Genomic DNA, 24,473 nt, shown 5'->3' on the forward strand with positions numbered 1-24,473 from the left:
CAAACAATGCGCGGCCGAACTTCAGCGTCAGCTGCGCAGCTTGCTTGGCCATGAGCAGATCGTCACACAAGCCTACGGGCGGCACCTGTTGATCAAACGTCTCGATGATGAGGAGCACACCGTCGTGGCGCGCCTCACCGAGCTCGGCCGCTATCGGTATAGTGCCGCGTTTCGCAGCCACACCGGCCGATGGGAACCACTGCCGGGCACAGGTTCGCTCGACGAAATGACCGAGCTAGTCGTCACGCTCCTGCACCCTAAGATAAGGTCAAGTCTCGTGTATGGGCCGTTGATAACGGGCGACGTCAAGCGGCGAGTTTCTGCTGACCCGGTTGATCGTCTTGCACCGGCTCGCCGTCCTGGAGGGCAATGCCCTCCAGCAACAGCTGGATCTGTTCGGGGCCGTTGATCCGGCGCCAAGTTTTTTCCGCATCCTCGATTAGCTTGAATGCCAGACCGAGGAAGGTCGGTCGCGACACGCAGTTGCGCATACGCGTAGTACGGTGGCGCACCGTCGCAAACGTCGATTCGATCGCGTTTGTTGTGCGCAGGTGCTGCCAGTGTTCGGCCGGGAAGTCGTAGAAAGCCAGCAGGCTCTCCCGATCCTTCTTCAAGGTTTCCGTGGCCTTCGGATATTTCGCCGCGTAGAACCTTGGGCACCTTCACTGGAATCTCCCCGGCTGCCGTCAACACTTCTCGCTCAGGCAGATAGCCGTTGCGTACCACGGCGCGTTGTCCATGCAAGGTCTTGACATTTTCGAATCGCTCCAGCAGCGCCGAGAGCTTCGCTTCGATTGCCTGCTGAATCACTTGCCGCGCTCCGTGTCGCACCAATTCGTCCAGGCCCAGACCGACTTCCGATAGACCGACAACTGCTTTTTCCGTAAGCTTGCTCATGGTGGATGGTTTGTTGTTTGCTGGTTTCCGACTTCGACAATCAGATTCTCAGCTAAAACCTCCACCGCCTTCAAGCTCCCGCCTAAACTCCCCCGTACACCAGTTCCGACTTTAGCTCCTGCACCCTTACTTGCAGCCCGATAATTATTAAAGGTGGCCATTTAGGGGATGTCGTACTAGCCCGGCCTCGCTTTGAGCGTGTTCGCACACCTGCGTGATGAAGGCGTGATGCTCTTTGTCCGAGAGCCGGTGCTGGAGATCCGCACGCTGGGGTTCAGCGGCGGAATGTCAAAACAGTGAGGCCATTTGGTTATCGAACGCTTCTTATGACGACAAGCATGCGCTCGCAGCCTCGCCTCAGCAGGCAGCCGAACGCTTCGAACGTCGATTATCTGGCGCGTCAAAGCTCGCGAACCCAACAGCGGCGAATGCGTGCAGGAATACTATTGCTTCGGGGTTACTGCAGTCTCGGCAAAAGGCGAGCAGTCGACATTTACCGCATTGATGGCCGAGGCGGCCTGGCATTCCGATGAGGCCTCCTTCATCATATGCAATCTTGCGTAAGCCTCGGCGCGGAAGAAGTGTTCCTGCGCGTTCATCGCATATGCCGTGGACGCCAGCCGATACACTTTCTCTGCTTCTTCTGGTCTGCCCACTTCGGAAAGCGTGTCACCCAGTTCGATCAGGGGGAGGACGGAAGCCGGACTCAGTTTCAGGGCCAAGCGGTATTGCACGATGGCCTCGTCGATGCGCTTTTGCCGTCTGGCCGCTCGCGCCCATTGTAAATGCGCATCACGATTGCTTGGACTCGCCGTCGCGGCTTTGGCGTATTGAACAATCGCCCTGCTGTCGTTATCAACGGACAAGGCATTACCCCAGGCCACGTACGCGTCGCCGTAGTTTGGGTTGATGGCGATCGCCTTCTGGTATTCAGCGACCGCCTCGACATAGTGAGCCATGTGCGCTTGGGCCGCGCCGCGGTTGTAATAGTCATTTGCTTCGACTGCCGGCATTCGGGCGATTGCATTATAGTGCTCCATCGCCGAGGACCGGTCACCTTTGCCGTTCAGGAAATCACCCAGCGCCAGGTGCGCGACTGCATTGCGCGGATTGATTTGCGCAGCCGTTGCAAAGTGCTCCATCGCTTCCGGATAGCCTGCTATCTCGACCAATGCATTGGCCAGGGAGACTTGCACGGAATCATCCTGCGGATTGATGGCGATCGCCTTGCGATATTCGACCGCCGCGTCGGCGAAGCGGCCCATGCTCGTCAGAGCGTTGCCTCGCTCTCGTATTCCATCGAAATCGCTAGCCGCGATGCTCGCGGCCGTCGCGAAGTGCCCGAGCGCGTCCGCAACGTCTCCGCGCGCGAGCAGCGCGCTGCCGAGCTTGTTGTGAATCCAGCCGGCGTTCGGTGCGATGGCAAGGGCTCCCTTGAGTTGGGCAATGGACTGAGCGTTGTCACCTCGGCGCTGTGCGGCGTCAGACCACAGCGCTCGGGCGCTGACGCTGGCCGGATTGAGGCGTAAAGCCTGCGCGTACTGTTTGACAGCACCGTCATCGTTTCCCGTGGCCGCCAGCGCATTTCCCCAAAGTTCGTGCAAGCTATCGTCCTTGGGGTTCAGACTGACGGCCTTCTGAAAATCGCCTGTCGCGTCAGTGTAACGGCCCATACTGTAGCGGGCGAGGCCTCGCTCACGATAGTCGTTCACGTCGATCGCCGGTGCGGCAACCGCAGCAGCGTATTGCTCCTGTGCTTCGTCGAACCTGCCGTGATCCTTTAACAGGTTTCCTAACTTATTGCGAACCACCAACAGCGATTGAGAGTGGGCCAGAGCCGAGACGTAATGTTCGATAGCTTGATCAAGATGTCCTTCCCTCTGCGCAACGTCCGCCAGTCGGGTCTCGGCGTCGGCGTTCGATGGATTTACGGTCACCGCCCGGGCGTAGCGCGCGGAGGCGGCACCATCATTCCCGGAAGCGGCCAAGGCATCGCCCCAGGCCACATAAGCGTCGCCGTAGTTCGGGTTGATGGCGATTGCCTTCTGGTATTCAGCGATCGCCTCGACATAGTGAGCCATGTGCACTTGAGCCGCGCCGCGGTTGTAATAGTCGACTGCTTGAATTGCTGGCATTCGGGCGACGGCGTAATAGTGTTTCGTCGCCGACGACCGGTTGCCCTCGTCTGTCAGGACGTCTCCCAGCCTCACGTGCGCGTCTGCATTGAGCGGATTGATCCGGATGGCCGCTGCATAGTGCTGCTTCGCCCCGGCGACGTCGCCTGTGTTCTTTAGTGCATTGGCCCACGACACATGCGCGTTGTCGTCTTGCGGGTTAATGGCGAGCGCCTTGCTGTACTCCGCGATAGCCGCGGCATAGTGGCCCATGTTCGTCTGCGCGTCGCCGCGTTCGCGATAGCCACCGCTGTCGGTCGCCAGTGTTCCCGCTGCCGCTGCGAATTGCGCAAATGCCTGCCGATACTCCCCGCGCGCCATCAGCATAATGCCGAGTTGGTTGTGAGGCACGGGTGCGCCGGGCGCTATGGATGCGGCCGCGCTGAGTCGGGCGAGGGCCTGCTCTGCGTTTCCTTGTCGCCATGCGGCGAACGCCCATTGCATGAGCGCATCGACGTTGCTCGCATTCGCTTCGACGGCCTGGGTGTAACGCTCGATGGCGGCATCGTCGTTCCCCGTGATGGCGAGTGCTTGTCCCCACGCCACATAGGTGTCATCGTCCCGCGAGTTGATCGCGATGGCCTTTCGATACTCGGTTATGGCCTCGGAGTAGTGGCCCAACTTGGCTTGACCAGCGCCGCGTTGTCGAAAGCCGCCGGAGTCGATCGCCGGCGCCCTCGCAGCGGCGCGATAATGCTGCACGGCCGCTTTCCAATTGCCGCCATGATTCAGCAGATCGCCCATTCCGTTGTGGTAACCGGGATTGTTGGGGTTTCGGCTGACCGCCACCGTATAATGCTCGATAGCCTTCGCCGTGTTTCCAGTTGCGGCCATGGCGTCGCCCCAGTACGCCTGCGCAAGTTCGTCGCTCGGATTGAGCGCGAGTGCTTTCTCATACTCGACCACCGCCTCTTTGAAGTGCCCCATGTTGGCCTGGGCGGCGCCGCGTTCGACATAGCCGCTTCCGTCGACGGCAGGCGCTGTCGCGGCAATCTGGTAGTGCTGAAGTGCTTCCCCGGTCCGCGCGAGCCCGGACAAAAGGTTGCCGAGCCTGTTTTGGACCATTGATGAATCGTTCGCAATGGTCGAGGCCGTGGCGAGGTAAGCAATGGCCTGATCCACGTGGCCGCTGCGAAGCGCAGCGTTCGACAAACGGGCGAGCGCATCGATGCTGAGAGGATTTTGCGCCAATGCCAGCCCGTACTGTTCCAGCGCGCCGGCATCGTCGCCTGTACTGCTCAGCGCGTCACCGTACACCAAACGCAAGCCGAAATATGGGTTGATGGCCATCGCCGACCTGAATTCGGACAAGGCGGCCGCTGGCCCGTCAAACTGTGCGAGCACTCGGGCAGCACAATCATGTCCGTCAACAAAATCTGCGCGCGCGGCGATGGCACGCCGGCATTGGCTGAGCGCTTCATTGCGGCGAAGCTGCGTCCGTTGGAGGTCGCCTATGGTGGCATGGGTTGGTGCATCAGACGGATCGAGGGTGGCGCTCAGTTCGCACTGCTTCAATGCATCTCGATACCTGCCGAGCTCTTGAAGTGCACGACACGCAAGGTAGGTCGGATCGGAAAGGGTGATATCGACGTCAGGGCCGGTGCGCCCGATGTTACGCACACTCTTGCGCTCGGCGAATTCCAGCGCGTCCTCGAAGTTGCGTACCGCCTCCGCATTGTTTCCCCGAAGCCGGTTCGCCGTGCCGATACAGATATTCGACCAACCGGACGTTGGATCGAGTTTGAGCGCAGTCCGGCATTGAGCGATTGCGTCGTCGTAGCGGCCGGTGGCGTTCAATGCGTCTCCCCAGAACGAGTACACATCCGCGAGCGTGTCATCCGCGCGCTTGGCTGCTTGGAACTGGGCGATCGCAGCGGCCTGGTTACCACGGTTCGCATAAAGCTTTCCGAGGTTCAGGCACGCTTCCGCGGAATTGCATTTCGTGGTTGTCCCTGCGGCCAGTTCGTATTTGCGCTTGGCTTCATCGGTATGACCAATGTCTGCCAGTACGTTTCCCCACAAGTTGTAGCCCTGTGCAAGGCTGTCCGCGTCGTCGTTCGCCAGACACTTGTGGATGGACGGGATCGTTCTGACGTAATTACGGGACTTATATTCCAGGTTGTAGTAGTAAGCGGCCAAGAGGCAGGGCTGCACCGCGATAAGCGCATCTTTTGCAGACTGATCGAGCAGTTCGCCGAGGTTGGCAAGCGACCCAGTATGGTCAGATATAACGCTGTTCTGACCGCCGGTTCGCCTAAGGATCAGCCGGAGCTTCCCGGCGTCCATGGTCACGCTTCCTCCGACTCGCGTGTCCTCGATTCCGGCCTCGACCTTCAGATAGCGGACCGCCGATCTTACGGAGATGTTGCTTCCGGGCACCTGGATGTCTAGTTCCGACCAAGCTGGCTGAAGCGGCATTCCCTTCTTACGCAACTGCGCGATGTCCTGGATAAGCGACATTCGGTCGACCAGTGCCTGCGCGACGGTCTGAGACGAATATCCTTGCTTGTTGAGACTTTCCGGGACCTGGATGAGGTCGATGACCATAGCGCTCTTCCGGAACTCTATGAACCCGGACCACAGCGCGACGGCGATCAGGCCAACGAGCACGAGATTGACCATTAACGTCTTCGCACTGCCAACCGCTGCTACGAATTTGCCGAACGGGCCTTTTTTGGCGTCTGCCTTTTCGCTCTCCTTTGATTCTTCTCCGGCGCCTGCTTCCTGTTTCTCGCCTTCCGCCGTCACAATCTTTTTCGGTTCCGGAGAGTCCTGACCGCCCGACCCAACGGTGCCGTTGTCGTTCGAACTCGAGTGCCCGCTTTCGTCCGATTCTTCGTTCATAGTCGTCCCCTAAGGGCAATGAACAGACAACCGCATTCCTGTGCGCTTGCGTTGTGAAGCAGTGCTTCGAATGAACAGAACAGCACGCCGATTTCGAACGACTATGCGCCGCCCACCTTTAAATATCGCATTGGCACCCTGAGCGAGAAACAGCATGCCGCAATTTTGCATTGTCAGCAACATGCCCGCCGAATGGCGTCATTGATCGCATTTGCGTCGCGCCGGACGCACCATGTGAGTTGAACTGGAGAGCAAAGACAATATCTGGTCGTCGCCTCCGCCGTTTGAATGATTTCACGCTGAAAGGTTTTCGTCCGGGTCGTTCGCACATCGATGCAGCGCTACTTTCTCGATCGACGCCGCGTTCGGGTTCGCCGATTATGCACTTGTGCTCACGGGGTGCGAAGAGCGGCACCTAACCAGCAAGCGCCCGCCGAAGTTACGAGACGCGATTCACCAAAGACCGACCACAACTACGCCATGTTCGGGAGGGCGAGTACGGTTACGAATGAGCGCTTGCCGAGAATGACGTGAAGGCCGATATGGTCGATGCATTGGCGGGCATGATTGGCGCTCACGTGATCCATCGAGATCTGCGGCCGACCAATACCCTGGTCGCGCCAGAAACGGACGCTATTCTGCTGGCGGATTTCAGCCTCGCAACGACCCCGGAACACAGCGTCTCGGCAGAAGACGTCGGGTTATCCGTCGGCGATTGGGCGTACATGTCTCCTGAGCAAACCGGCCGTATGAATCGGCCCGTCGACTACCGCACCGACTGCTATTCGCTGTGGACAGATGATGCGAAAAATGAATGCGCGTTCGATGCCAGACGTCGTTCGCAAGGCGGAGTCGCTGGGTACCAAACCTTGTCTGCCCACAGGGCATCATTCTTGACCACGCTGAGCGCTCCTCAAGACCATGTTGCCATTTCCGAAGGCTGCCGCGCATATACCGCCGTATAAGCCGGTTACGCCAATGCGACATTCGCCTATCCGACCGTAAAGTAGACTCGCTCTCCGGCAAAACCTACCCCTCTCTTATCGCGACGCGCTTTCTGCCCTTGCAGCGCGAGGCTCGCGGTTCGGCCCGACGACCACATGCAGTTTCATTGGCGTCTCGACCGGTTCCCTTCTCTTCCTCTCCAAGGAATCATCGTGTCAGGTGTTCTACGTAGCTGGATCCATATTGGAAGAGCGCATATAACGAGTACACGTTCGTGCCATGGCTTGGCAGAACATTTATCGACGTACGGTCGACTTCTCGGTCCTGTGCATCCAGTAGCCGCAAGTCAGCAGTGGTTCGACCAAACAATCTCGCACTGACGGTGGTGACATGCATAGCTATTCTTTGACAGTCGTCGAAGAACTGCCCAATTCGCTTGTCGCCTTGCGCTGGCTACGACCCAACGCTTTGCAACTACGGAGAGCAGATCTGGGCACCATCCCTCGCTCGCGAGGCGGGGCGTTGCGCCCTGTCCGGCGAGTACATCAGCAAAGGCGACCGCATCTACCGTCCCCGCATCCGCGGACGATTCGTTCCACTCAACAGGCATGCGGTGATCCTGGCCAGCGCGCTGATCAAGGCCAGCACGCGCGACTGAGGCGGACTGGTGCAGGCTGGCCAGTCGATGCCCCGCGACGGTGCACAATGCGCCGTGAAGTGGCTCGCGGGCTTCGATGGGTTATAACTAATTCGTCAATTGAAGATTTATTATTATCGATCGGATCATTGGATCTGATCAAGATGGATACAAGATTTTGCCGGTAAAAACAAAGCGTTAGCCGGTATCTCGCTACTTCTTCTGCAGGTTTGCTGGCTGGAAAGCATCATATATCGTCGATTGACGAGTTAAATTTTTGGAGCTATCTTCGCGTCTCGACAGTTGACCGAAGCAGCGGAGCGCGACGTGTTCGTCAACGCGTGACCCTCTCGATCAACCGCCAACGTCCGCACCGTTTTCGCCAAGCGATCGGGCGTGAACCTGAAGGCGCAGAACACATGAAACCCGCGGCATTTTCGTATCACCGTCCTGCCACGCTCGAAGATGCGCTGTCGCTACTCGCACAGCACGGCTACGACGCCAAAGTCATCGCGGGAGGGCAGAGCCTCGCGCCAATGATGAACATGCGCTTTGCGCAACCGGCGCATCTTATCGACCTCAGCGCATTGCCGCAGCTGAGCGGAGCGACGCTCGCGGGCGAGTTGCTTTCCATTGGCGCGATGACGCGTCATCACGAGGTAGCCACGAGTGCCACGGTGTGCGCCGCCTGTCCGCTGCTCGCGGAGGCGGCCGCGACCATCGGCCACTACGCGATTCGCCATCGCGGCACACTGGGAGGCAGCCTCGCGCACGCGGATCCTGCGGCGCAGATGCCGTTCATCTCCAGCACCTTGGGTGCGAGTATCGATATCGTCGGACCGGCCGGCGCCCGCCTCGCGCCTGCCGCGGAATTCCTGATCGCGGTCATGACAACCGATCTCGCCGCGGAAGAAATCATTCGCACCGTGCATTTCCCGGTCGCACGCGCCGGCGAGCGGCACGCATTCCCGTTCGAGGCGGCGCGCGCGACGGTCGGCGCGGAGAAGGTGACGTTGGGCTGCAAGCCGTCGATGGCTTCCGAGGACTTCGCTTTCATGGCGCAGCAAAAGCTGGGCGCGTACATCTGGATGGGCGTCGACGGAGCCACCCCGCGCGCTCCACTTCATAACCCGCACTACGACTTCAATGGCGACGCATTGGCAACCGGCGCGGCGTATTGGGTGAACGTCGTGAGGGCGTTTGGCGCCACGCGTGCGTGAAACTCGCCCCTGTCCTGTGCAGGAGCGTGGTCCGTATTCAATCCAAGGAAGAGAGCTTCAATGCAGAACTTTACGTTTCATAACCCCACACGAATTATTTTCGGCGAAGGCCAGATTGCCGCCCTCGATGCCCATGTCCCACCTAATGCACGGGTGCTAATTACGAGCGGCGGCGGCAGCATCAAGAGCAACGGCGTACTCGCGCAGGTGCAGGCGGCGCTTGGCGAGCGTGCGTGGCACGTGTTCAGCGGCATCGAGCCGAATCCCACTTACGAAACGCTGATGGAAGCAGTTGCGCTCGCGCGGCAGAAGAACGTCGACTTTTTGCTGGCGGTGGGCGGCGGTTCGGTGATCGACGGCACGAAATTCATCGCGGCGGCGCTGAAGTTCGACGGCGAGCCATGGGACATTCTGGCGAGGCAAGCTCCGGTGCGCGAGGCGGTGCCGTTCGGCAGCGTGCTGACCCTGCCCGCGACCGGTTCGGAAATGAACAATGGCAGCGTCATCAGCCATCGCGCGAAAGGCGACAAGCTGTTTTTCACGAGCGATGCGACCTATCCGCTTTTCTCGGTGCTCGATCCGACTACGACTTATTCGCTGCCGCCGCGGCAGATCGCCAACGGGGTCGTCGATGCATTCGTTCATATCATCGAGCAGTACCTGACCTATCCGGTCGATGCCAAGGTACAGGACCGTTTCGCCGAGGGCCTGCTGCTCACGCTGACTGAAGTCGGCCCGCAAGCGCTTGCCGAGCCGCACAACTACGCGGTGCGCGCCAACCTGATGTGGACCGCGACGCTGGCGCTGAACGGCCTGATCGGCGCCGGCGTGCCGCAGGACTGGGCGACCCACATGCTCGGCCACGAACTTACGGCGCTGCATGGACTCGATCACGCACAGACGCTCGCGATCGTGCTGCCGGCCATGCTCAGTGTGCGGCATGAATCGAAGCGGGCGAAATTGCTGCAGTACGCCGAACGCGTCTGGAACATCACCGAGGGCAGCGCGGACGAGCGTATCAGCGCCGCGATTACGGCGACCCGCGGGTTCTTCGAACGCATGTCGGTGGCAACCCGCTTGCGCGATTACCAGATTGACGAACAGTCAATCGACAAACTGGTGGCGAAGCTCGATGAGCACGGGATGACGCAGTTGGGCGAACACGGCGACGTGACGCTCGAAGTGAGCCGCCAGGTCTATCAATTTGCAGCCTGATGAGCCGCGTTGGTTCGGCTGATCGTGCAGGTGTTCAACCGGAATCCGGCACGCGCCGAACCGTTGCGCGAAGCGGGGGCGTGCGTCGCGTCGAGTCCCGCGCAGGCGGCGCTCGGCGCCGACGTGGTATTCACGATGGTAGCCGACGATACCGCCCACGTTGCGGTCACGTTCGGCGAGCAGGGTATCGCCACCACGCTGAAACCGGGTGCGCTGCACATCTCGATGAGCACCATCAGTGTCGCGACCGCGCAGGATCACGCGGCGAAGTATCGTGAGGCGGGGCTGGGTTTCGTATCCGCACCCGTGTTCGGCCGGCCCGATGCCGCGGCGGCGCGCAAGCTGTTCATCATGGCGGCCGGGGCGCGCGAACATCTCGAGGTTGCCGCGCCGCTGCTGGCAACGCTGGGGCAGTCGGTGGGCATCGTCGGCGAGGATCCTTCGCAGGCGAACCTGGTCAAGCTGATCGGCAATTTCATGCTGTCCGTGATCATCGAAACGCTCGGTGAAGCCTGTGCGGTAGCGGGCAAGGCCGGCATCGATCCGATGCGGTTGATCGAACTGTTGACGAGCGCGAACTTCAATGCGCCCCCCTACAAGATCTACGGGCCAATGATTGCGTCACAGCAATTCCAGCCGCCCGGCTTTGCATTGCCGCTCGGCCAGAAGGATAACCGGCTGATGCGGGCGGCGGCCGAGGCGCTTGGCGTTCCGCTTCCGCTGGCAAGTCTGGTGCACGACCGGTTTCTGACGTTGCGCTCGCAAGGGCTCGGCGCCGAGCATGACTGGTCGGCGGTGGCGCTTTGCGCGCTTTCCGATGCCGGCATGAGCAGCGCGCTTCGCGGCGGCTGAGCGCGGTGGACACGATGCCGCTCGTCATGAGCGGCATTCGCCGAAGCAAGACGCGCCAGAAGCCCTGACCATTCCGATATCGTCGCTCTCTATTCGATACACGTTCAATGTCTCATCGCACTCGCCGGCTCAAGAGCCGCGCTTCCTTTGATGGGCGTCACCGGAGCAAGGTGATGCTGCTCCCGATGAAGAGGCAAGCTGTTGCCGATATCTCGCTCGCGAATCACCTTGCCCTTGCGGTCTGTCGCAAGGGGCAAGGCAATGCTCATCTGATCAATGTACTGAAGAGAGCCGTGTATCTGACGTACTACTTGCAAAACACGGGCTTCGGTGAAGAACCGGTCGATCTGTACCGGTTCGCGGAAGCTGGATTGAGTCGGGCTGCGGGCAGTGCGCAGTGTGATGGAGTGTGGCAGGTCAGCGTCGAGGTCGCGTTGATGCTCGAAAAAATCCTGGTCATTCACGATCAGCAACTGATGGCGGCGGCAGTGGGGCACGTGATCGAGGCCACGACGCAGTTTTCCAGGTTCATCGCAAGCCAGCTTCATTCGGCCATGTCACGAGACGCCAACGGCGAGCGATTGCCACGACGACATCGCGCTCGAGGTGTCCGGGATCGCCAACAGCTGGCAGTAGACCGCACACGGAACGCGAGCCGAAGTGATCGAACCTCCGGCAGCGCGGTCCCCTACCGCGCGGAGGTTCAATCAGCGCTGCGTTGCCGTGGCGACGAGCGCGGGGGCTGAAGCCATGTGAGCGAGTTCATCGCTCGACCGGCCACCGCCGAGCGCGTGCAGGAGTTGCACATTCGCGCTTGGCTGGCGTGTCTGGATATCGAGCACGCTGCATTGCGCCTCGAGTTGAGCCGTCTGCGCCTGCACGACATCGAGGTAACCCACCACGCCTTGGCGATACTGCTGTAACGCGAGGTCGGCCGAGTACTTCGCGACCACCCAGGGCCGCGACCAATGCAAGTTGGATGATCGGTACGGTCGACGCGTTGTAGTTCAGGATCAGAGGTGGTGTCGTACCCGCAGGCAATTGCCGCAATTGAGTTTGCGCCACCGCGGTGACCCGTGCGTTCGCCGTGCTGATATTCACGCCGGGGCTGGAAAAATAATCTGATCCCGAAGCCGGCCACCGATTCGGCCTCGATATGCTCGACGTCGTTCACCGTGGTTGTCAACGTGCGTTCGAATGGCGAGGTAATGCGACCGACCATCTGATCCGGTGGCAGCCCCGTGTATTGCCACACGACGCTGAGCACGGGAATCCTGATATCCGGAAAGATATCGGTTGGCGTTCTCATCGCGGACAATGGGCCGATGATGAGAATGAAGATCGCGAGGACTACGAAGGTGTAAGGCCGCCGAAGGGCGATACGGACTAGGCCTAGCATGAGATATCTTTGGCTGGGGGTAAAACGCCAGAGCGTCCTGATTGAGCCTAGTGCGGTGCGCGATGCGCAACAAAGATGATTGACTCCGCACACCTGCCGATGTGCCGAATCTACAGCGCGAATGTACACAAGGCTCTGAACTTCTGCTGAAGGCCAAATGAAACGTCAGGCGCTCGCGGATGTCGGGCGAGACCATGTCGCGTTACGCGCACTCGCCCTGAATATTTTGTCGTTGCTAGGAAACGCGAGGCTCGTCGGGGCCGGACTCAGACGCACTATCGTCACTTTCTGCGCACTCCAGATCTTGAGCGTCTTTTTATTACCAATTGTTCAATTGGTTTCCGAGCGAAAAGCATGAAACCATGAGGACTTTTATTTATTTAAGGCGGAAATCGCAATGGGCGCACGCTGCTCATCGGTAGAGGACGAGCGATGATCGAGGGCGGCCGGCAGTCGGTGCCGGCCGCATCAAGCGCTACGCCTTCAGATGGGGCGCAAGCAGGGAGAGGTCGGCAACTGAAAGACGGTCGTGTGCAGTTTGCACCTGATGCCAGTACGGATACAGCAGGGGCGGTGCGCTCACCTTGTCGAGCCGCTCGCGGTGTTCGGCGCTCAGTTTTAGATTGGCTGCGCCGAGGTTGTCGCGCAGCTGCTTCTCGTTGCGTCCGCCGATGATCACCGACGTGACCGCGGGGCGTCCGAGCGTCCATGCGAGCGCAACCTGAGCGGCCGAGACGTTCTGCTCGCTGGCAATCTCGACTAGGGTATCGACAATCGACCACAGCCGTTCGGCGTCGCGAATGGGCGGCTCGGTCCACCCGGCGAGCTGACGGGTGCCCTCGGGCGTGGCGTCGCGTCGATGTTTACCCGACAGCAGGCCGCCCGCGAGCGGGCTCCAGACCAGAATGCCGAGGCCTTGATCGAGAGCGATCGGCGCGAGTTCATATTCAGCTTCGCGTGCTTCGAGCGTGTAGTGGATCTGCTGGCTCACGAAGCGCGGCAGACGATCGCGTTCGCTCACGTTCAATGCCTTCATCAGGTGCCATCCGGCGTAGTTTGAGCAGCCGACGTAGCGGACCTTGCCATTCCGCACGAGGAGGTCGAGCGCTTCAAGCGTTTCTTCGAGCGGCGTGAGTCCGTCCCATTCGTGCACCTGGTAGAGGTCGATCACATCGGTTTTGAGGCGGCGCAGGCTGGCCTCGCAAGCTTCGATTAAATGGTGCCGGGACAGGCCCCGGTCGTTCGGGCCATCGCCCATCGGGAAACGGGCTTTCGTCGCGATCAGCACGCCGCCTTTGCGCTTGCCACCGAGAGCCTGGCCGACGATTTCTTCCGACGCACCGTTCGAATAGACGTCCGCGGTATCAATCAGGTTGACGCCCGCGTCGATGCACATGTCGATCTGACGACGCGCTTCGTCGAGACTCACCGTTCCGACTCTCGCGAATTTGCCTTCGCCGCCCATCGTCATCGTCCCTAACGTGATGGTCGACACCTTGAGGCCCGAACGGCCAAGTTGACGGTAGTCCATGATGAAGCAATCTCCATGTAAGTTGCGGGCGAATAATTTGCGCGGCCCAGCCGGCGGCGTCACCGCGCACCTGGAGCTCACGCCGCGAATTCAGGCGGTTTCAGGTTTTGCGCTGACGTTCGCTAAACGGAATGCCGCCTCTCGACTTGGAGTCTGGTGAAGACTCCACGATCTGCACGACAACCTGTTCAGCGGCGACACCAAAGCTATCAACGACAGCTTGGGTAATGCCTGACATCAGCACTCTCTTTTGCTTGGCAGAGCGGCCCTCTACTGCGTAAACGACGACTTCTGGCATGACGTGCTCCAGTGGGTTGGCAAGTAGATGCAGTTGCAATCATAGCGGCGCAGCACACTTCGCGCTCGAGCCGACCTCATGGCAACTGGAGAGCGATAACGCATTGACGACGCGACAGAGGACATGCCTCTTGCCGGTTGTGTCGAAATCAGAGAAAGGTAGATTCTGCTGAAGCGCGAGTCCACTCTACGATTGGATATGCCAATGCAGCTTTAGTGTAATTTGCCTATACGCAGGTATAAGGATGCGGAACGGCTGCCCCAGAAACTCGCGCTTCCTGATTGACTGTGCCCATTGATAGATGAAAGCACGAACCGATTGGAACCCGCGCGGTGCTCGCCTCAGATGACAAATCGGTAATCCACCTGACGCTCGCCGGTAAGAATCAATCGCACAGAATCGCTTCATGGCGTCGTTGACCGGGCGCTGGTTCAAAGGAGATGGGAAACACGATGATGATCGGTCCACGTTCCACCAACGCGCTGCGCATCGGCTTGCATTCGCTTTCGGTTGCGGCGCTCATCGCATTCGCAGGTGTCTGTCACGCGCGATCCGCAATGAATGCGCCCGCTAGTGCGGGAGGGGCAAATGCGCCGTCCATTGCAACCTGTGTTGCGTGCCACGGCGCGCTGGGCGCTGGTACCGTGACCGGTGGGCCGCGGCTTGCAGGCAAAGACCCCGACTATCTCGCTCACGCGTTGTCGATGTTCAAAGCGGGTACCCGCGCAAGCGCTGTCATGCAGACAGTCGCAAAGGATCTTTCCGATAGCGATATACACGAACTCGCTCTGTATTTCTCGAAGCAGAATCCGCCGCTTGCCGAAGGCGTGCCGCCGCCGGCGCAAAGTCTCGTGGTAGCCGGAAAACAGCTTGCCGAGATGGGTGCGGCGGGTTCCAGTGTTCCCGCCTGTTTCAGTTGCCACGCGGCTGGCGGCAAAGGCAATGGCGCGCGCTTTCCGGGCATCGCAGGAGAACCGGCGGCGTTTGTCGTTGCTCGGCTCCATGAACTTCAGGCTCGCGCGAAGGGGAACACGCCGGCGCCGGGAACGATGACCGCTATCGCGGCTTCGCTGAACGAGGCGCAAATCAAGGAGGCGGCGGCTTACCTGTCCGTAATCAAACCGTGATGGCCGACGGCGCATTGAACACCGTCCGAGCGCGACTGCAACCCCGATGTGGACTGCAACCGAGACGGCAGATCCCAGCCTTTTATCTGTTGATGCAACATGCGCGAATTCACATTAAAGATTCTTGTGGCAATGTTCTCCGTGAGTTCTCTTGCTGGTTGCGCGGATCAGGGCCGCATACCGTCGGTAGCCGCCAACTCGTCACTTGCTTCGAATGACGAGGTCGATTACACCGGTCATCTTTGCGCGAATCAATACCTGCATGGCAAATCGCCTCTGTGCGTATTTCCGCGTTCGGAGTGACGCCAATCACGACGGTCGAAAGCGTATCTGCGTAAGCTCTTCGCACACCTGCCACAATCGTGCGGCAGTTGCAGCGTCTTTTGCCTGAGTCGCGATGCACGCCTCGCCGATCGTGCTGCCGCGTGTCTCCAGAAGACCCTGTGGACCGTAGTAGCCTGCATCAACAACGTTGGGCGAAGTAGCAGCGTAGAGAGTCGGTAGCGCGCCTGCGCCATCGGTGTTCAGCACAGCGCCGATGATATGGCCAAGGAGTGCGCGGACCGCTCCGGAAAATGCGGAGTGATCTGCGGTTCGAAACAGATCGGCGAGCTTCGACTGCCGGTAGGCCCGCATCGGCGCATACGCCTTGCTCGATTGGAGGTCGTTGAAATCGATCTGACCTTTCTTGTGCGCGATGGAGGCGATCGTGACGATGCGCGGCCGGTCAGGCGATTCGGCCGCGGCTCGTTCGAGCGCGGGCATCAGCAGCGCAGTCGGTGCGAAATGGCCGAGCACGTTGGTGCCAAATTGCAGCTCGAAGCCGTCGGCAGTCTCGAGCCGTTTTGGTGGCGCCATGATGCCCGCGTTGTTGATCAGAATGTGAATGGGGCGTTGCGCGGCGAGCTCGCTCTGTGCGAACTCGCGTACGGCCGCGAGGGAGGCGAGATCGAGAATCGCCAGCTCGGCACGAGCATCGGGCGCGGCGGCGTGCAGACGGGGTAAGGTCGCTTCTCCGCGTTGCCTGTCGCGGCAAGCGAACATGACTTGTGCGCCTTTGCATGCGAGGGTCAATGCGGCGTGATAGCCAATGCCGCTGTTCGCGCCAGTGACGAGAACTCGTTCGCCGATCTGCGACGGAATATCGTTTATGGTCCACACAGAGCCGTGTGCGCGACATCGCGCGGGAACTTGGCTACACACCGCACGGTGACGCCGGCATGATCACGCGGTTGATTCTTCACGTAGTGCCACGCGCCTATGCGGCACAGGACCGTGCCGACCCCGGCGATCGCGAAGGCTGCGCGCCACGAATGGGCGACCGTGATGAGCCAGGTGATCAGTATCGATCCAAGCGCCGCGCCGAGCGGCGAGCCACCGTCCATCAGAGATGCGCCGCCGACCCGCTCATGCTGCGTGAGCCATATCGCATTGAGCGTGCCTCCCGCCGAGGCCACGGGCGCTTCCACCACGCCGAGCCCGAGCCTCGTCGCGAGCAGGGACATCGCGTTGGTGGTCAGGGCGCCAAGACCCTGGAATGCCGCCCACAGCAAAGTGCACAGCGCGAGGACGAGGCGCGGCTTGTAGCGGTCGACGGCCATGCCGCCTGGAATCTGCATCAGCGTGTATGACCAGAAGAAGGAACTCATGATGAGGCCCTGCATGACCGGCGTAAGCGTGAACTCGCCCGCGATCATCGGCATCGCGACGGACAGCGAGGTGCGATCGATATAGTTGACCGTCACCAGCAGCAACATGATGAGAAAAATCTTCCAGCGGACCGATGTCTTCGGCTGGGCGTACGCCACGACCGCTGCTGGTGCTCTGCTCATGCCTGCTCTCCTGATTCGCGATTCGGATGTTGGTACACGCCTCGCGCGTTGCGCATCGGCCGATGGATGAACGGGTCGTCGGCCACGGCGCAGGCGCCCGTTTCATGCTGGTTGAAGGCAAGTATAAAAGCGCGGATTTGATTGGAGATAACAGGAAGTGGCCCGCGCAGCCGATAGAAATCGTTGATCACGGATGCTGCCGTCGTGCAGGTTCTGTACGCGCCTCCGCTGCGCAAAAGCGCGCGCGCAACGGCTTCAATACGAACATCGCAAGTACCGCAGTGCTGAGATCGAGCACGATCGCGCATCCGAACACCGGCACCCAGCTGCCGGTGCGCTGATGCAGCAGCGCGGCCAGCGGGCCGCCGAAGATCGAGCCGATCCCGAACGAGATGTAAAGCCAGCCATAGTTCGCAGTGGCATGACCGGTGCCGAACGTGTCGGTCAGGGTCGAAGGGAACAGCGAAAAGATTTCACCCCAACCGAAGAACACCACGCCGGACAGCAGTACGAACAGCACCGCGTTGTCGCGTGTCATCAGCCAGAGCGCCATCGCCACACCCTCCAGCGCGAACGCGAAACACATGGTGTTTTCGCGCCCCAGATGGTCCGATACCCAGCCGAACAGCGGACGGGTCAGGCCGTTCGTGAAGCGGTCGATCGTCAGGGCGAGCGGCAAGGCGGCAAGGCCGAAGACCAGTACCTTGCCGACGCCGAAGTCGGCGGCGAAGCTCGCCATCTGCGACGTGACCATGAGGCCTGAGGTCGACATCATCGTCATCATCGCGAACATGAGCCAGAACAGCGGTGTTTTCATCATCTCGAACGGGCGGGAGTCGCGCGTCGCCACCGCTGTGGGGGACGCCGCCGAGCCGATACTGTCCACCGCGGGCGGTTTTTTCAGTCCTTGCGAGGCGATGAAGCCGATCACCGCGAAGACAAGGCCAAACAGCCACAGCGTGGATTCGACGCCGCGTGTCGCCAGCGATGCGGAGATCGGAAAGGTCGTAACTATCGCGCCCATGCCGTAGCCCGCGGCTGCTACACCTGCGGCGAAGCCGCGGCGATCGGGAAACCAGCGAACCACGAACCCGACTACACCGACGTAGACGATGCCGGTGCCGAGTCCTCCGATGACGCCATACGTCAGGTACAGCATCGATGGCGTGCTCGCGTACGAAGCCAGCACCCAGCTTGCACCTGCCAACAACGTACCGATCGAGATCAGCGTGCGCGGTCCGAACCGATCAATCAGTGCGCCCTGGAAAGGTGAAAAGAATGCCTGCAGCAGCACCAGCAGGGAGAATGTCACTTGCAGTTCGGGCAGTGAGATGCCGAGCGTGGCCATCAGCGGCTTCGTCAGCAGAGTCCACACGTATTGCGGGCTCGAAATCGTCATCATGCAAACGAGAGCCAGGCCGAGCTGCACCCAGCGGGTATGCGCGGCTGTGTGCGCGCCGGCCGCGGTGGCGGCGTTCAGTGATTGCGTGGGGATATTCAACGTGTTTCTCCATTGCGGATTGAAGTATCGGCAGATGCGCGGCCGCGTCGACCTTCCCGTCGACATGAATGCTCGCGGCTGGTCATTTGATAAGGAGCGGCGGGAGCGGCCGCCGGCCGTCTGGCAGGCCTGTCTACCAGCCCGCCGCGGCCCCGTCGCTGCGCGGGTCGTAGCCTGCTTCCAGGCATCCGTTGCCGTGCCGGACGATCGCCCCGGCGTGTCCCATCGCCTCGTCGTACGGCCGCATCTGCTCGACGTCATGGCCGAGACGACGCAGTACATTGAATGTGTCGACGGGAAACCGCGCCTCGAGCTTCAGTGATTCGTTGGACTGCCCCCAGGTCCTGCCGAGCAGCCAGCGAGGTGCGTCGATCGCGGCTTGCGGATTCCAACTGAAGTGCGCGATGCGCGAAAACACGGCGCTTTGCGATTGCGGCTGACCGTCGCCGCCCATGTTTCCGTACACCATGGTGCGTCCGTCGGCAAAGCGGGCGAGTGCGGGATTGAGCGTGTGAAACGGCTTTCGCCCCGGCGTAAGCGGATTGCGCGCGGCGGGGTGGAGCGAAAAGCTACAGCCGCGGTTTTGCCAGTTGATGCCCGAACCGGGTAGTACGAGGCCGCTGCCGAACTCGTGATAGATGCTCTGAATGAAGCTGACGGCCACGCCATCGGCGTCGATCGCGCCGAGCCATACGGTGTCGGCCGGACCGAGACCAGGACCCCACGGCGCGGCCGCGGACATCGAGATGCGCTCGGCCATCGAGTCGAGCACGCCGGGCGCAAGCAGCGCCTGTGGATCGATCTCCATGTAGTCCGGATCGGTGATGTGCTTGTCGCGGATGCGGAACGCCACTTTGGTCGCCTCCACGCACGCGTGGACGAACTCGGGCCCGAGCGGGTCCATGTCGTCGCGCAAGACACGGTCGAGCACGCCGAGAATCTGCAGCGATACGAGCCCTTGCGTGGGCGGCGGCATGTTGTAGACGGTGCCGAGCGAGTGCACGAGTGCGAGCGGCTTGCAAAGGCGTGCGCGATGCTGTTCAAGGTCCGCGAGCGACAGTGGACTTTCTAGAGTATGCAGATCCGCTGCGATGGCGCGTGCGAGGTCGCCCCGGTAAAAGTCGTCGAGACCGGCGTGGGCGAGATGTTCGAGCGTCGCGGCGAGGCGTGGCTGCATGAAGCGCTCGCCGATGTCCGGCACACCAGTGGGGTTGTCGCTCGTCAGAAACGTCTCGGCGAACCCGGCGACCGATTCGAGTTCCTGCCGCTTGAGCGCGATGCATTCGGACTGGCTTCGCGTGACCGGGATACCGTCTCGCGCGTAGGCGATTGCGTCCTCGAGCAGGCGCGCGACCGGCAGCTTGCCGCCGAGCGCGTCAATCGACCAGCGATGCGCGAGCGACCAGCCCGACACTGTTCCGGCCACCGTATTCGCCGCCAACGGGCCGCGAAACGGGATGGACTGCAGTTCGCGGGCGCGGTAGGCGTCGATCGTCGCCGTCGCTGCCGCGGCTCCGCACGCCTCGATGCCGACAGGTTCTTCGCCCGGCCGCGAAATCAACCAGAAGCCGTCGCCACCGATGCTGTTCATATGGGGATACACCACTGCGATGGTGGCCGCGGCGGCGATCATCGCCTCGACGGCGTTGCCGCCTTCGCGCAGGATCGCGAGTGCGCTTTGCGACGCCAGCGCGTGAGGTGTGACTGCCATCCCGCGGGTGCCCCGCACGGGATTTAAGGTTTGTGCTGACATGTTTCCTCGAAAATCAAATCGACCATCGTTTCGCGCTGGGCCGCTTTTGCGTGCAAACAGAAATATGTGCAATTTGCACGTTATCGGCTGTGCACGAAATGTGCCATCGCGTGAACACCCTCTATACGTGGGCGAATCGAGTGATTCCCGCGGGCAGTGTGCGCACTGCCATGTCCTGAAAGTGTGCAGACTCGCGCAAGGAAGGTGCAACGGGCACACTGAATGGAGCGCGCGCTGCCCCTGCGCGAAGCGCTGAGGTTGGCCAGCGAAGAGCCAACGCAAGACATTCACGATGAGGGATTCGGTGGGAGAGTTACGGGCGGATGGTATGTTTTGTGCACGAAACCTTAAAATCCAGATGTTGTCGCGTGCAAATAAATAAGAGCCGCTGAATGGGAGAACAGGATGGCGAAGGCGCCGTATCCAAGACTGGAGCATTTGAACTTTCGCCTCGACGTATTGAGCGAACTGGCCAAGGGCGTGGCGTCTGGTCTCTACGAAGCCGAATGCGATGTCACTCTGCGCGACCTGCGCGTGCTGCGTTTCGTCGGTATGCAGCCGGGTATCTCCCTCGGTCCGCTGATCGAGCTGACGTATCTTGAAAGGACACTGGTTTCCAAGCTCGTCACCGCGCTAGCTAATCGCGGCTTGCTGACGCGCTCCACCGGCTCGACCGACGCACGTGTCATCCACCTGCATCTGACGAGGAAAGGCGAGGCAATTGTTCGCAAGTGCGAGCGGATCGGCAAGATGTTCGACGAGCAACTGATGTCCGTTCTGTCCGCGGAGGAAAAGCGGGTGCTTTTTCATTGCGTGGAGAAGTTGACGGAGCACGTCGAGGAGGGCGGGGAATGGACGCTCCCGCCGACCCGACGCAAGCGCACGGCCTGATCCGTTTTTATTGCCAGTTGCGCGCGACTCCGCAGTCGTGCATGTTGCCAACCAGGCTCAGGCGCGCCTCGCCAGATAGGCATCCACCAATTCGACGAGCCGTTCTCGCCCGAAGCTGGCATCGTGTCCCGCGTGCACAACCTGCACGGGCAATTCGCGCAAGCGCTTCATCGTGCGCACATAGGTTGGGATGTCGGCGCCACCGATCTCATCCAGAAGCGGGCCGTCGTAGATGGCATCGCCGGAAAACAGCGTGCCGGTTGCAGCCTCCCATAGACCGATACTGCCCGGTGAGTGGCCAGGTAGATGCAGTACCTCGAAATGCCGGTCGCCAAGGTCGACGATATTCCCTTCCTTGACGATCTCACTGACTGTTGCCGCGCGTATCGCATAGTCGGACATCACGTATTCCGCGCTGGGCAGGGCCGTGATCAGATCGCCGTCGAACGGATAGCCCGCCTCGCGGTAGCGGCGTATGGCCTTCTCGCCTAGTACCGATGCCAGCAGCGTGCCGCGCTCGCGCGGCGAACGCAGATTATCGGCCTCCAGTTCGTGGACCAGCGTGTGGGCGAACTCATGATGCCCGCCGATATGATCCGAATGGGTATGCGTCGCCACGGCTGTCACGTTGTTTTGCAAAAGATGCTGGGCTGCATTGCGCAAACTGGCGATGCCCATTCCGGTATCTATCACCAGGTCGCGGTCGCGACCGCGCACGTGCCAGATATTGCAGCGCATCAGCGGCACGACATGCGGCTCCCACAGCAGGGTAATGTCGTCACTGATACGTTTCAACTCGAACCATCGGTCGGCAATCGGCAGCATAGTCATTGGACTTCGGTAGCAATCGAGATGCTACTCTGACACAGTCTGCTGCGCCGATCCAGAGCGGACTGTGAGGGATCGCTGTTCGTGCCGCGAAGCTTTAACCGAATCGTCCAACGGGTTGCCTCATCGCGTGACCTTGCTGTATCGGCCCGCTCTCCTTTCGATCGAATTGCAGGCGCGCCGCTTCCATTTCGGTCATGTGAGTTTCGGCCCACTCCCAGATCCCGCAGATTTTTTCCAGAAGGCTCTTGCCGAGCGGCGTCAGCCGATAGTCGACCCGCGGTGGGATGACAGGATGCACGTGCCGCGACACCAGGCCGTCGCGCTCGAGTTGACGCAACGTCTTCGTGAGCATCTTCTGACTGACACCGCCGATCTGTTCGCGCAGGCGCGAAAAACGCATCTCGCCACGCGTCCCAAGCGCATCGATCACGAGGATGCTCCATCTGTCGGCGATCTGCTCGATGATGTCGCGTGCAAGATCATCGGTCTTCTTTTGCGCATTGTCGTCGGCGCAAAGCGCATCGTCGTAAATAGTTTCCATGGCAGAAAGTGTGGAGCACGACACCAGTGGCGTTTGTCGAACAGCGAGTATCGCATGACTCTCGAAACGCTGCGATTGAAGGACGTCTGCCCCGCGTTGTGAGCGCAAGAAGCGATCTTGTGACAAATCGTCGATGGACTGCGTGTTCTGCGCGGACGAAAATCAGCATTCCGACCAGCATGAAGGAGCATGTCATGGGCCACGCGGAAGTCCGCGAGTTGCAGATTCCCCAACCGATTGGCGGCCGTTTGCCGCAGCCGCCCGTATTCGCCAGCCTCGACGATGAGCGCCAACATCACAAGCTCAAACTCGCCGCGGCGTTTCGCATCTTCGCGCGATTCGGGCTGGCCGAAGGCATCGCCGGGCATATCACGGTCCGCGATCCGGAGTTTCACGACCGTTTCTGGGTCAATCCGTATGCGCAGCATTTTTCGTCAATCCATCCGGACGACCTCGTTTGCATCGACGAGGAGGCCAATGTCTATCATGGCACCGGACCCGTCAACGCCGCTGCGGCGGCGATTCACTGTGGCATCCATGGCGCGAATCCCGATGTCGTTGCGGCGGCCCATACCCATACGACGGCCGGCCGCGCATTTTCAGCGCGGGCCCGGCTTCTTGCGCCGCTCAATCAGGAAGCCTGTCTGTTCTATGAGGACCACGTGCTCTTTCGCGGTGACGTAGTCGTGCTCGCCACCGAAGAAGGTCGGCGGATCGCGCGGGCGATGGGCACCAGGCGTGCGGCCGTTCTGCTCAATCATGGCCTGCTGACTGTCGGGTCGTCGGTCGACGCCGCGGCGTACCGCTTCATTGCAATGGAGCGTTGTTGCCAGGTGCAGTTGCTGGCCGAGGCGGCGGGTCCCATCGAACCGCTGTCGGACGAGGACGCGCGGGCAACACGCGCGCAACTGGGGTCCGACTATGTAGCGTGGCTCAACTTTCAGGGACTTTATCAGCAACTCCTGCGCGACAGTCCCGACTTGCGCGAACTCACCTGAATTCGGACGTCCCCACGCGGCCGTCCTCAGTTGGGCGCAAGCGTCGTTTCGAAGGCTGCCGTGCGATCGCGCTGGCAGCCTTCGCGATAATCGCGCACCGCCGCTTTGAGCCATTGATCGAAGCGCTTGAGCGGTTCCCAGTCACGCTTCTGTTCGGGAAACGAATAGTAGATGGTTTCCGGATTCGCGATCGAATGAGGATGTACCTGGATCAGTGCGCCGCCGCGCAACTCACGTTCAATCAGGATCTGCGGAAGCAAGGCCACACCGAGCCCTGAAATCGCGGCGTTGATCGCCATGATGAACATGTCGTAGTGCTGGTTCGCCGCGCTATGTTCGGTGATCTGCGTGGACGCGCTTTCGGACCATGCAAGCCACGCGCGCGGAAGATCGCGGGTGTGAATCCAGGGCAGCGCGCCGATGTGTTCGCTGCTCAAGCCATCGCGTTTGCCGATCAGCGTGGGCGCGCAGACGGCCAGAATCCTGTCGTCGCTCACGAGCGGTTGGCCTGGCATGGCGGGCCACAAGCTCTGAGAGAAATAAATTGCGGCGTCGAAGCTTGAATTCTCGAAGAAGGTCGGCTGGTCGCGCCCCATGATATGAAGCCGCAGGTCCGGGTTCTGCTCGTAGAAGTCGTTGAGACGCGGAATCAGCCATTGAGACGCAAACGTGACACCGACCGCCAACTGAATCTTGACTTCACCTTGCTGGCGAATCAATTCGAGCGTATCGCGCCGAATCTGGTCGAGATGGACGCGAATTCGCCGCGCGTACTCGGCGCCCGCCGCCGACAGCACCAGACGCTGACGCACCCGCTCGAACAGCGCGATGCCCAGATGCGCTTCGAGCTCGTTGACCTTCTTGCAGACGGCGCCGTGCGTTTGCGACAGCTCGACGGCAGCCTTCGAAAAACTTTCATGGCGCGCCGCCGCTTCAAAAGCTTGCAGCGCACTGAGACTGGGGACACCGCGACGCATCGAGAATCCT

Annotated in this window: 21 protein-coding genes and 2 pseudogenes; 8 read left to right on the top strand and 15 right to left on the bottom strand. The window is 60.7% G+C overall.

Features of this window, described 5'->3' with window-relative positions; all coding sequences use genetic code 11:
- Positions 1-305 precede the first annotated feature (305 nt).
- Together AWB83_RS37165 and AWB83_RS11605 are read right to left on the bottom strand one after the other, a co-directional pair.
- A pseudogene (locus tag AWB83_RS37165) lies at positions 306-647 on the bottom strand (transposase); the annotation flags it as partial.
- 693 nt (positions 648-1,340) lie between these two features.
- On the bottom strand, positions 1,341-5,915 hold the full coding sequence (locus AWB83_RS11605; protein WP_087045368.1) for a tetratricopeptide repeat protein: 4,575 nt from the start codon (positions 5,913-5,915) through the stop codon (positions 1,341-1,343).
- A gap of 530 nt (positions 5,916-6,445) precedes the next feature.
- On the opposite strand from AWB83_RS11605, the gene AWB83_RS36950 reads away from it, so the two are divergent.
- From AWB83_RS36950 to AWB83_RS11630, 5 genes are all read left to right on the top strand, one after another.
- Positions 6,446-6,880, top strand: coding sequence for a protein kinase domain-containing protein (locus AWB83_RS36950; RefSeq protein ID WP_208636741.1), 435 nt, complete (start codon positions 6,446-6,448; stop codon positions 6,878-6,880).
- Positions 6,881-7,296: 416 nt separating this feature from the next.
- A complete protein-coding gene (locus tag AWB83_RS37700; protein WP_159463035.1) occupies positions 7,297-7,518 on the top strand; it encodes a DUF3331 domain-containing protein in 222 nt (73 codons plus the stop codon).
- A 209-nt stretch (positions 7,519-7,727) separates the two neighbouring features.
- Positions 7,728-8,717 (top strand): FAD binding domain-containing protein, encoded by a 990-nt coding sequence (locus AWB83_RS37170; RefSeq protein WP_244197674.1) that lies wholly within the window; start codon positions 7,728-7,730, stop codon positions 8,715-8,717.
- Between the two features lie 60 nt (positions 8,718-8,777).
- Positions 8,778-9,932, top strand: coding sequence for an alcohol dehydrogenase (gene yqhD, locus AWB83_RS11625; protein ID WP_087045372.1), 1,155 nt, complete (start codon positions 8,778-8,780; stop codon positions 9,930-9,932).
- A gap of 9 nt (positions 9,933-9,941) precedes the next feature.
- The gene (locus tag AWB83_RS11630) at positions 9,942-10,784 is read left to right on the top strand and encodes an NAD(P)-dependent oxidoreductase (protein ID WP_087045374.1); all 843 of its coding nucleotides are present in this window, start codon (positions 9,942-9,944) and stop codon (positions 10,782-10,784) included.
- 104 nt (positions 10,785-10,888) lie between these two features.
- Here the strand turns inward: AWB83_RS11630 and AWB83_RS37880 are convergent, their stop codons facing one another.
- From AWB83_RS37880 to AWB83_RS11655, 5 genes and pseudogenes are all read right to left on the bottom strand, one after another.
- Positions 10,889-11,332 (bottom strand): hypothetical protein, encoded by a 444-nt coding sequence (locus tag AWB83_RS37880; protein WP_143750038.1) that lies wholly within the window; start codon positions 11,330-11,332, stop codon positions 10,889-10,891.
- A 159-nt stretch (positions 11,333-11,491) separates the two neighbouring features.
- The gene (locus AWB83_RS11640; RefSeq protein WP_510183547.1) at positions 11,492-11,737 is read right to left on the bottom strand and encodes a hypothetical protein; all 246 of its coding nucleotides are present in this window, start codon (positions 11,735-11,737) and stop codon (positions 11,492-11,494) included.
- A gap of 7 nt (positions 11,738-11,744) precedes the next feature.
- Positions 11,745-12,183 (bottom strand): annotated as a pseudogene (locus AWB83_RS11645) (efflux RND transporter permease subunit); the annotation flags it as partial.
- Between the two features lie 475 nt (positions 12,184-12,658).
- Positions 12,659-13,714 (bottom strand): aldo/keto reductase, encoded by a 1,056-nt coding sequence (locus AWB83_RS11650; RefSeq protein WP_087045379.1) that lies wholly within the window; start codon positions 13,712-13,714, stop codon positions 12,659-12,661.
- Between the two features lie 100 nt (positions 13,715-13,814).
- On the bottom strand, positions 13,815-14,012 hold the full coding sequence (locus AWB83_RS11655) for a tautomerase family protein (protein ID WP_087045380.1): 198 nt from the start codon (positions 14,010-14,012) through the stop codon (positions 13,815-13,817).
- A gap of 452 nt (positions 14,013-14,464) precedes the next feature.
- Here AWB83_RS11655 and AWB83_RS11660 point away from each other — a divergent pair, with 452 nt between their 5' ends.
- Complete coding sequence (locus tag AWB83_RS11660; RefSeq protein WP_244197675.1) at positions 14,465-15,139, top strand: c-type cytochrome; 675 nt, start codon at positions 14,465-14,467, stop codon at positions 15,137-15,139.
- A gap of 309 nt (positions 15,140-15,448) precedes the next feature.
- On the opposite strand, the gene AWB83_RS11665 is transcribed toward AWB83_RS11660, so the two are convergent.
- The 5 genes from AWB83_RS11665 to AWB83_RS11680 all read right to left on the bottom strand — a co-directional run bounded on the left by AWB83_RS11665 (position 15,449) and on the right by AWB83_RS11680 (position 20,225).
- Positions 15,449-16,300: an SDR family NAD(P)-dependent oxidoreductase gene (locus AWB83_RS11665; protein ID WP_244197676.1), complete on the bottom strand. Its 852-nt coding sequence runs from the start codon at positions 16,298-16,300 to the stop codon at positions 15,449-15,451.
- Positions 16,288-16,971, bottom strand: a complete 684-nt coding sequence (locus tag AWB83_RS11670; protein WP_087045385.1) for an MFS transporter — start codon at positions 16,969-16,971, stop codon at positions 16,288-16,290. Before AWB83_RS11670 ends, AWB83_RS11665 begins: the two co-directional genes overlap by 13 nt.
- Complete coding sequence (locus tag AWB83_RS36060) at positions 16,968-17,162, bottom strand: hypothetical protein (protein WP_143750039.1); 195 nt, start codon at positions 17,160-17,162, stop codon at positions 16,968-16,970. The genes AWB83_RS11670 and AWB83_RS36060 overlap by 4 nt, the downstream gene beginning before the upstream one ends.
- Positions 17,159-18,472 (bottom strand): oxalate/formate MFS antiporter, encoded by a 1,314-nt coding sequence (gene oxlT / locus AWB83_RS11675; protein ID WP_244197677.1) that lies wholly within the window; start codon positions 18,470-18,472, stop codon positions 17,159-17,161. Before oxlT ends, AWB83_RS36060 begins: the two co-directional genes overlap by 4 nt.
- Before the next feature lie 133 nt (positions 18,473-18,605).
- Positions 18,606-20,225, bottom strand: coding sequence for a gamma-glutamyltransferase family protein (locus tag AWB83_RS11680; protein ID WP_087045389.1), 1,620 nt, complete (start codon positions 20,223-20,225; stop codon positions 18,606-18,608).
- A gap of 405 nt (positions 20,226-20,630) precedes the next feature.
- Between AWB83_RS11680 and AWB83_RS11685 the strand changes: the two genes are divergently transcribed.
- On the top strand, positions 20,631-21,116 hold the full coding sequence (locus AWB83_RS11685) for a MarR family winged helix-turn-helix transcriptional regulator (protein WP_087045391.1): 486 nt from the start codon (positions 20,631-20,633) through the stop codon (positions 21,114-21,116).
- Positions 21,117-21,173: 57 nt separating this feature from the next.
- Here the strand turns inward: AWB83_RS11685 and AWB83_RS11690 are convergent, their stop codons facing one another.
- Positions 21,174-21,947: an MBL fold metallo-hydrolase gene (locus AWB83_RS11690; protein ID WP_244197678.1), complete on the bottom strand. Its 774-nt coding sequence runs from the start codon at positions 21,945-21,947 to the stop codon at positions 21,174-21,176.
- A 94-nt stretch (positions 21,948-22,041) separates the two neighbouring features.
- On the bottom strand, positions 22,042-22,596 hold the full coding sequence (locus tag AWB83_RS11695; protein ID WP_244197679.1) for a winged helix-turn-helix transcriptional regulator: 555 nt from the start codon (positions 22,594-22,596) through the stop codon (positions 22,042-22,044).
- Positions 22,597-22,682: 86 nt separating this feature from the next.
- Here AWB83_RS11695 and AWB83_RS11700 point away from each other — a divergent pair, with 86 nt between their 5' ends.
- Positions 22,683-23,486 carry a class II aldolase/adducin family protein gene (locus AWB83_RS11700; protein ID WP_087045564.1) on the top strand — a complete coding sequence of 268 codons (804 nt, stop codon included), beginning with the start codon at positions 22,683-22,685 and terminating at the stop codon, positions 23,484-23,486.
- 26 nt (positions 23,487-23,512) lie between these two features.
- Here the strand turns inward: AWB83_RS11700 and AWB83_RS11705 are convergent, their stop codons facing one another.
- Positions 23,513-24,463, bottom strand: a complete 951-nt coding sequence (locus AWB83_RS11705; protein ID WP_087045397.1) for a LysR substrate-binding domain-containing protein — start codon at positions 24,461-24,463, stop codon at positions 23,513-23,515.
- Between the last annotated feature and the right edge of the window lie 10 nt (positions 24,464-24,473).

It is taken from the genome of Caballeronia ptereochthonis (assembly GCF_001545075.1).
In the GTDB taxonomy this organism is placed as follows: Bacteria; Pseudomonadota; Gammaproteobacteria; order Burkholderiales; family Burkholderiaceae; genus Caballeronia; species Caballeronia ptereochthonis.

Bases quoted from the DNA above. Each gene is read 5' to 3' on its own strand.
- AWB83_RS11680 (WP_087045389.1), bottom strand. From the start codon at position 20,225: ATGTCAGCACAAACCTTAAATCCCGTGCGGGGCACCCGCGGGATGGCA.
- AWB83_RS11705 (WP_087045397.1), bottom strand. From the start codon at position 24,463: ATGCGTCGCGGTGTCCCCAGTCTCAGTGCGCTGCAAGCTTTTGAAGCG.
- AWB83_RS37880 (WP_143750038.1), bottom strand. From the start codon at position 11,332: ATGAAGCTGGCTTGCGATGAACCTGGAAAACTGCGTCGTGGCCTCGAT.
- AWB83_RS11605 (WP_087045368.1), bottom strand. From the start codon at position 5,915: ATGAACGAAGAATCGGACGAAAGCGGGCACTCGAGTTCGAACGACAAC.
- AWB83_RS11650 (WP_087045379.1), bottom strand. From the start codon at position 13,714: ATGGACTACCGTCAACTTGGCCGTTCGGGCCTCAAGGTGTCGACCATC.
- AWB83_RS11700 (WP_087045564.1), top strand. From the start codon at position 22,683: ATGGGCCACGCGGAAGTCCGCGAGTTGCAGATTCCCCAACCGATTGGC.
- AWB83_RS11690 (WP_244197678.1), bottom strand. From the start codon at position 21,947: ATGACTATGCTGCCGATTGCCGACCGATGGTTCGAGTTGAAACGTATC.
- yqhD (WP_087045372.1), top strand. From the start codon at position 8,778: ATGCAGAACTTTACGTTTCATAACCCCACACGAATTATTTTCGGCGAA.
- AWB83_RS11685 (WP_087045391.1), top strand. From the start codon at position 20,631: ATGGCGAAGGCGCCGTATCCAAGACTGGAGCATTTGAACTTTCGCCTC.
- AWB83_RS11670 (WP_087045385.1), bottom strand. From the start codon at position 16,971: ATGAGCAGAGCACCAGCAGCGGTCGTGGCGTACGCCCAGCCGAAGACA.
- AWB83_RS11660 (WP_244197675.1), top strand. From the start codon at position 14,465: ATGATGATCGGTCCACGTTCCACCAACGCGCTGCGCATCGGCTTGCAT.
- AWB83_RS11655 (WP_087045380.1), bottom strand. From the start codon at position 14,012: ATGCCAGAAGTCGTCGTTTACGCAGTAGAGGGCCGCTCTGCCAAGCAA.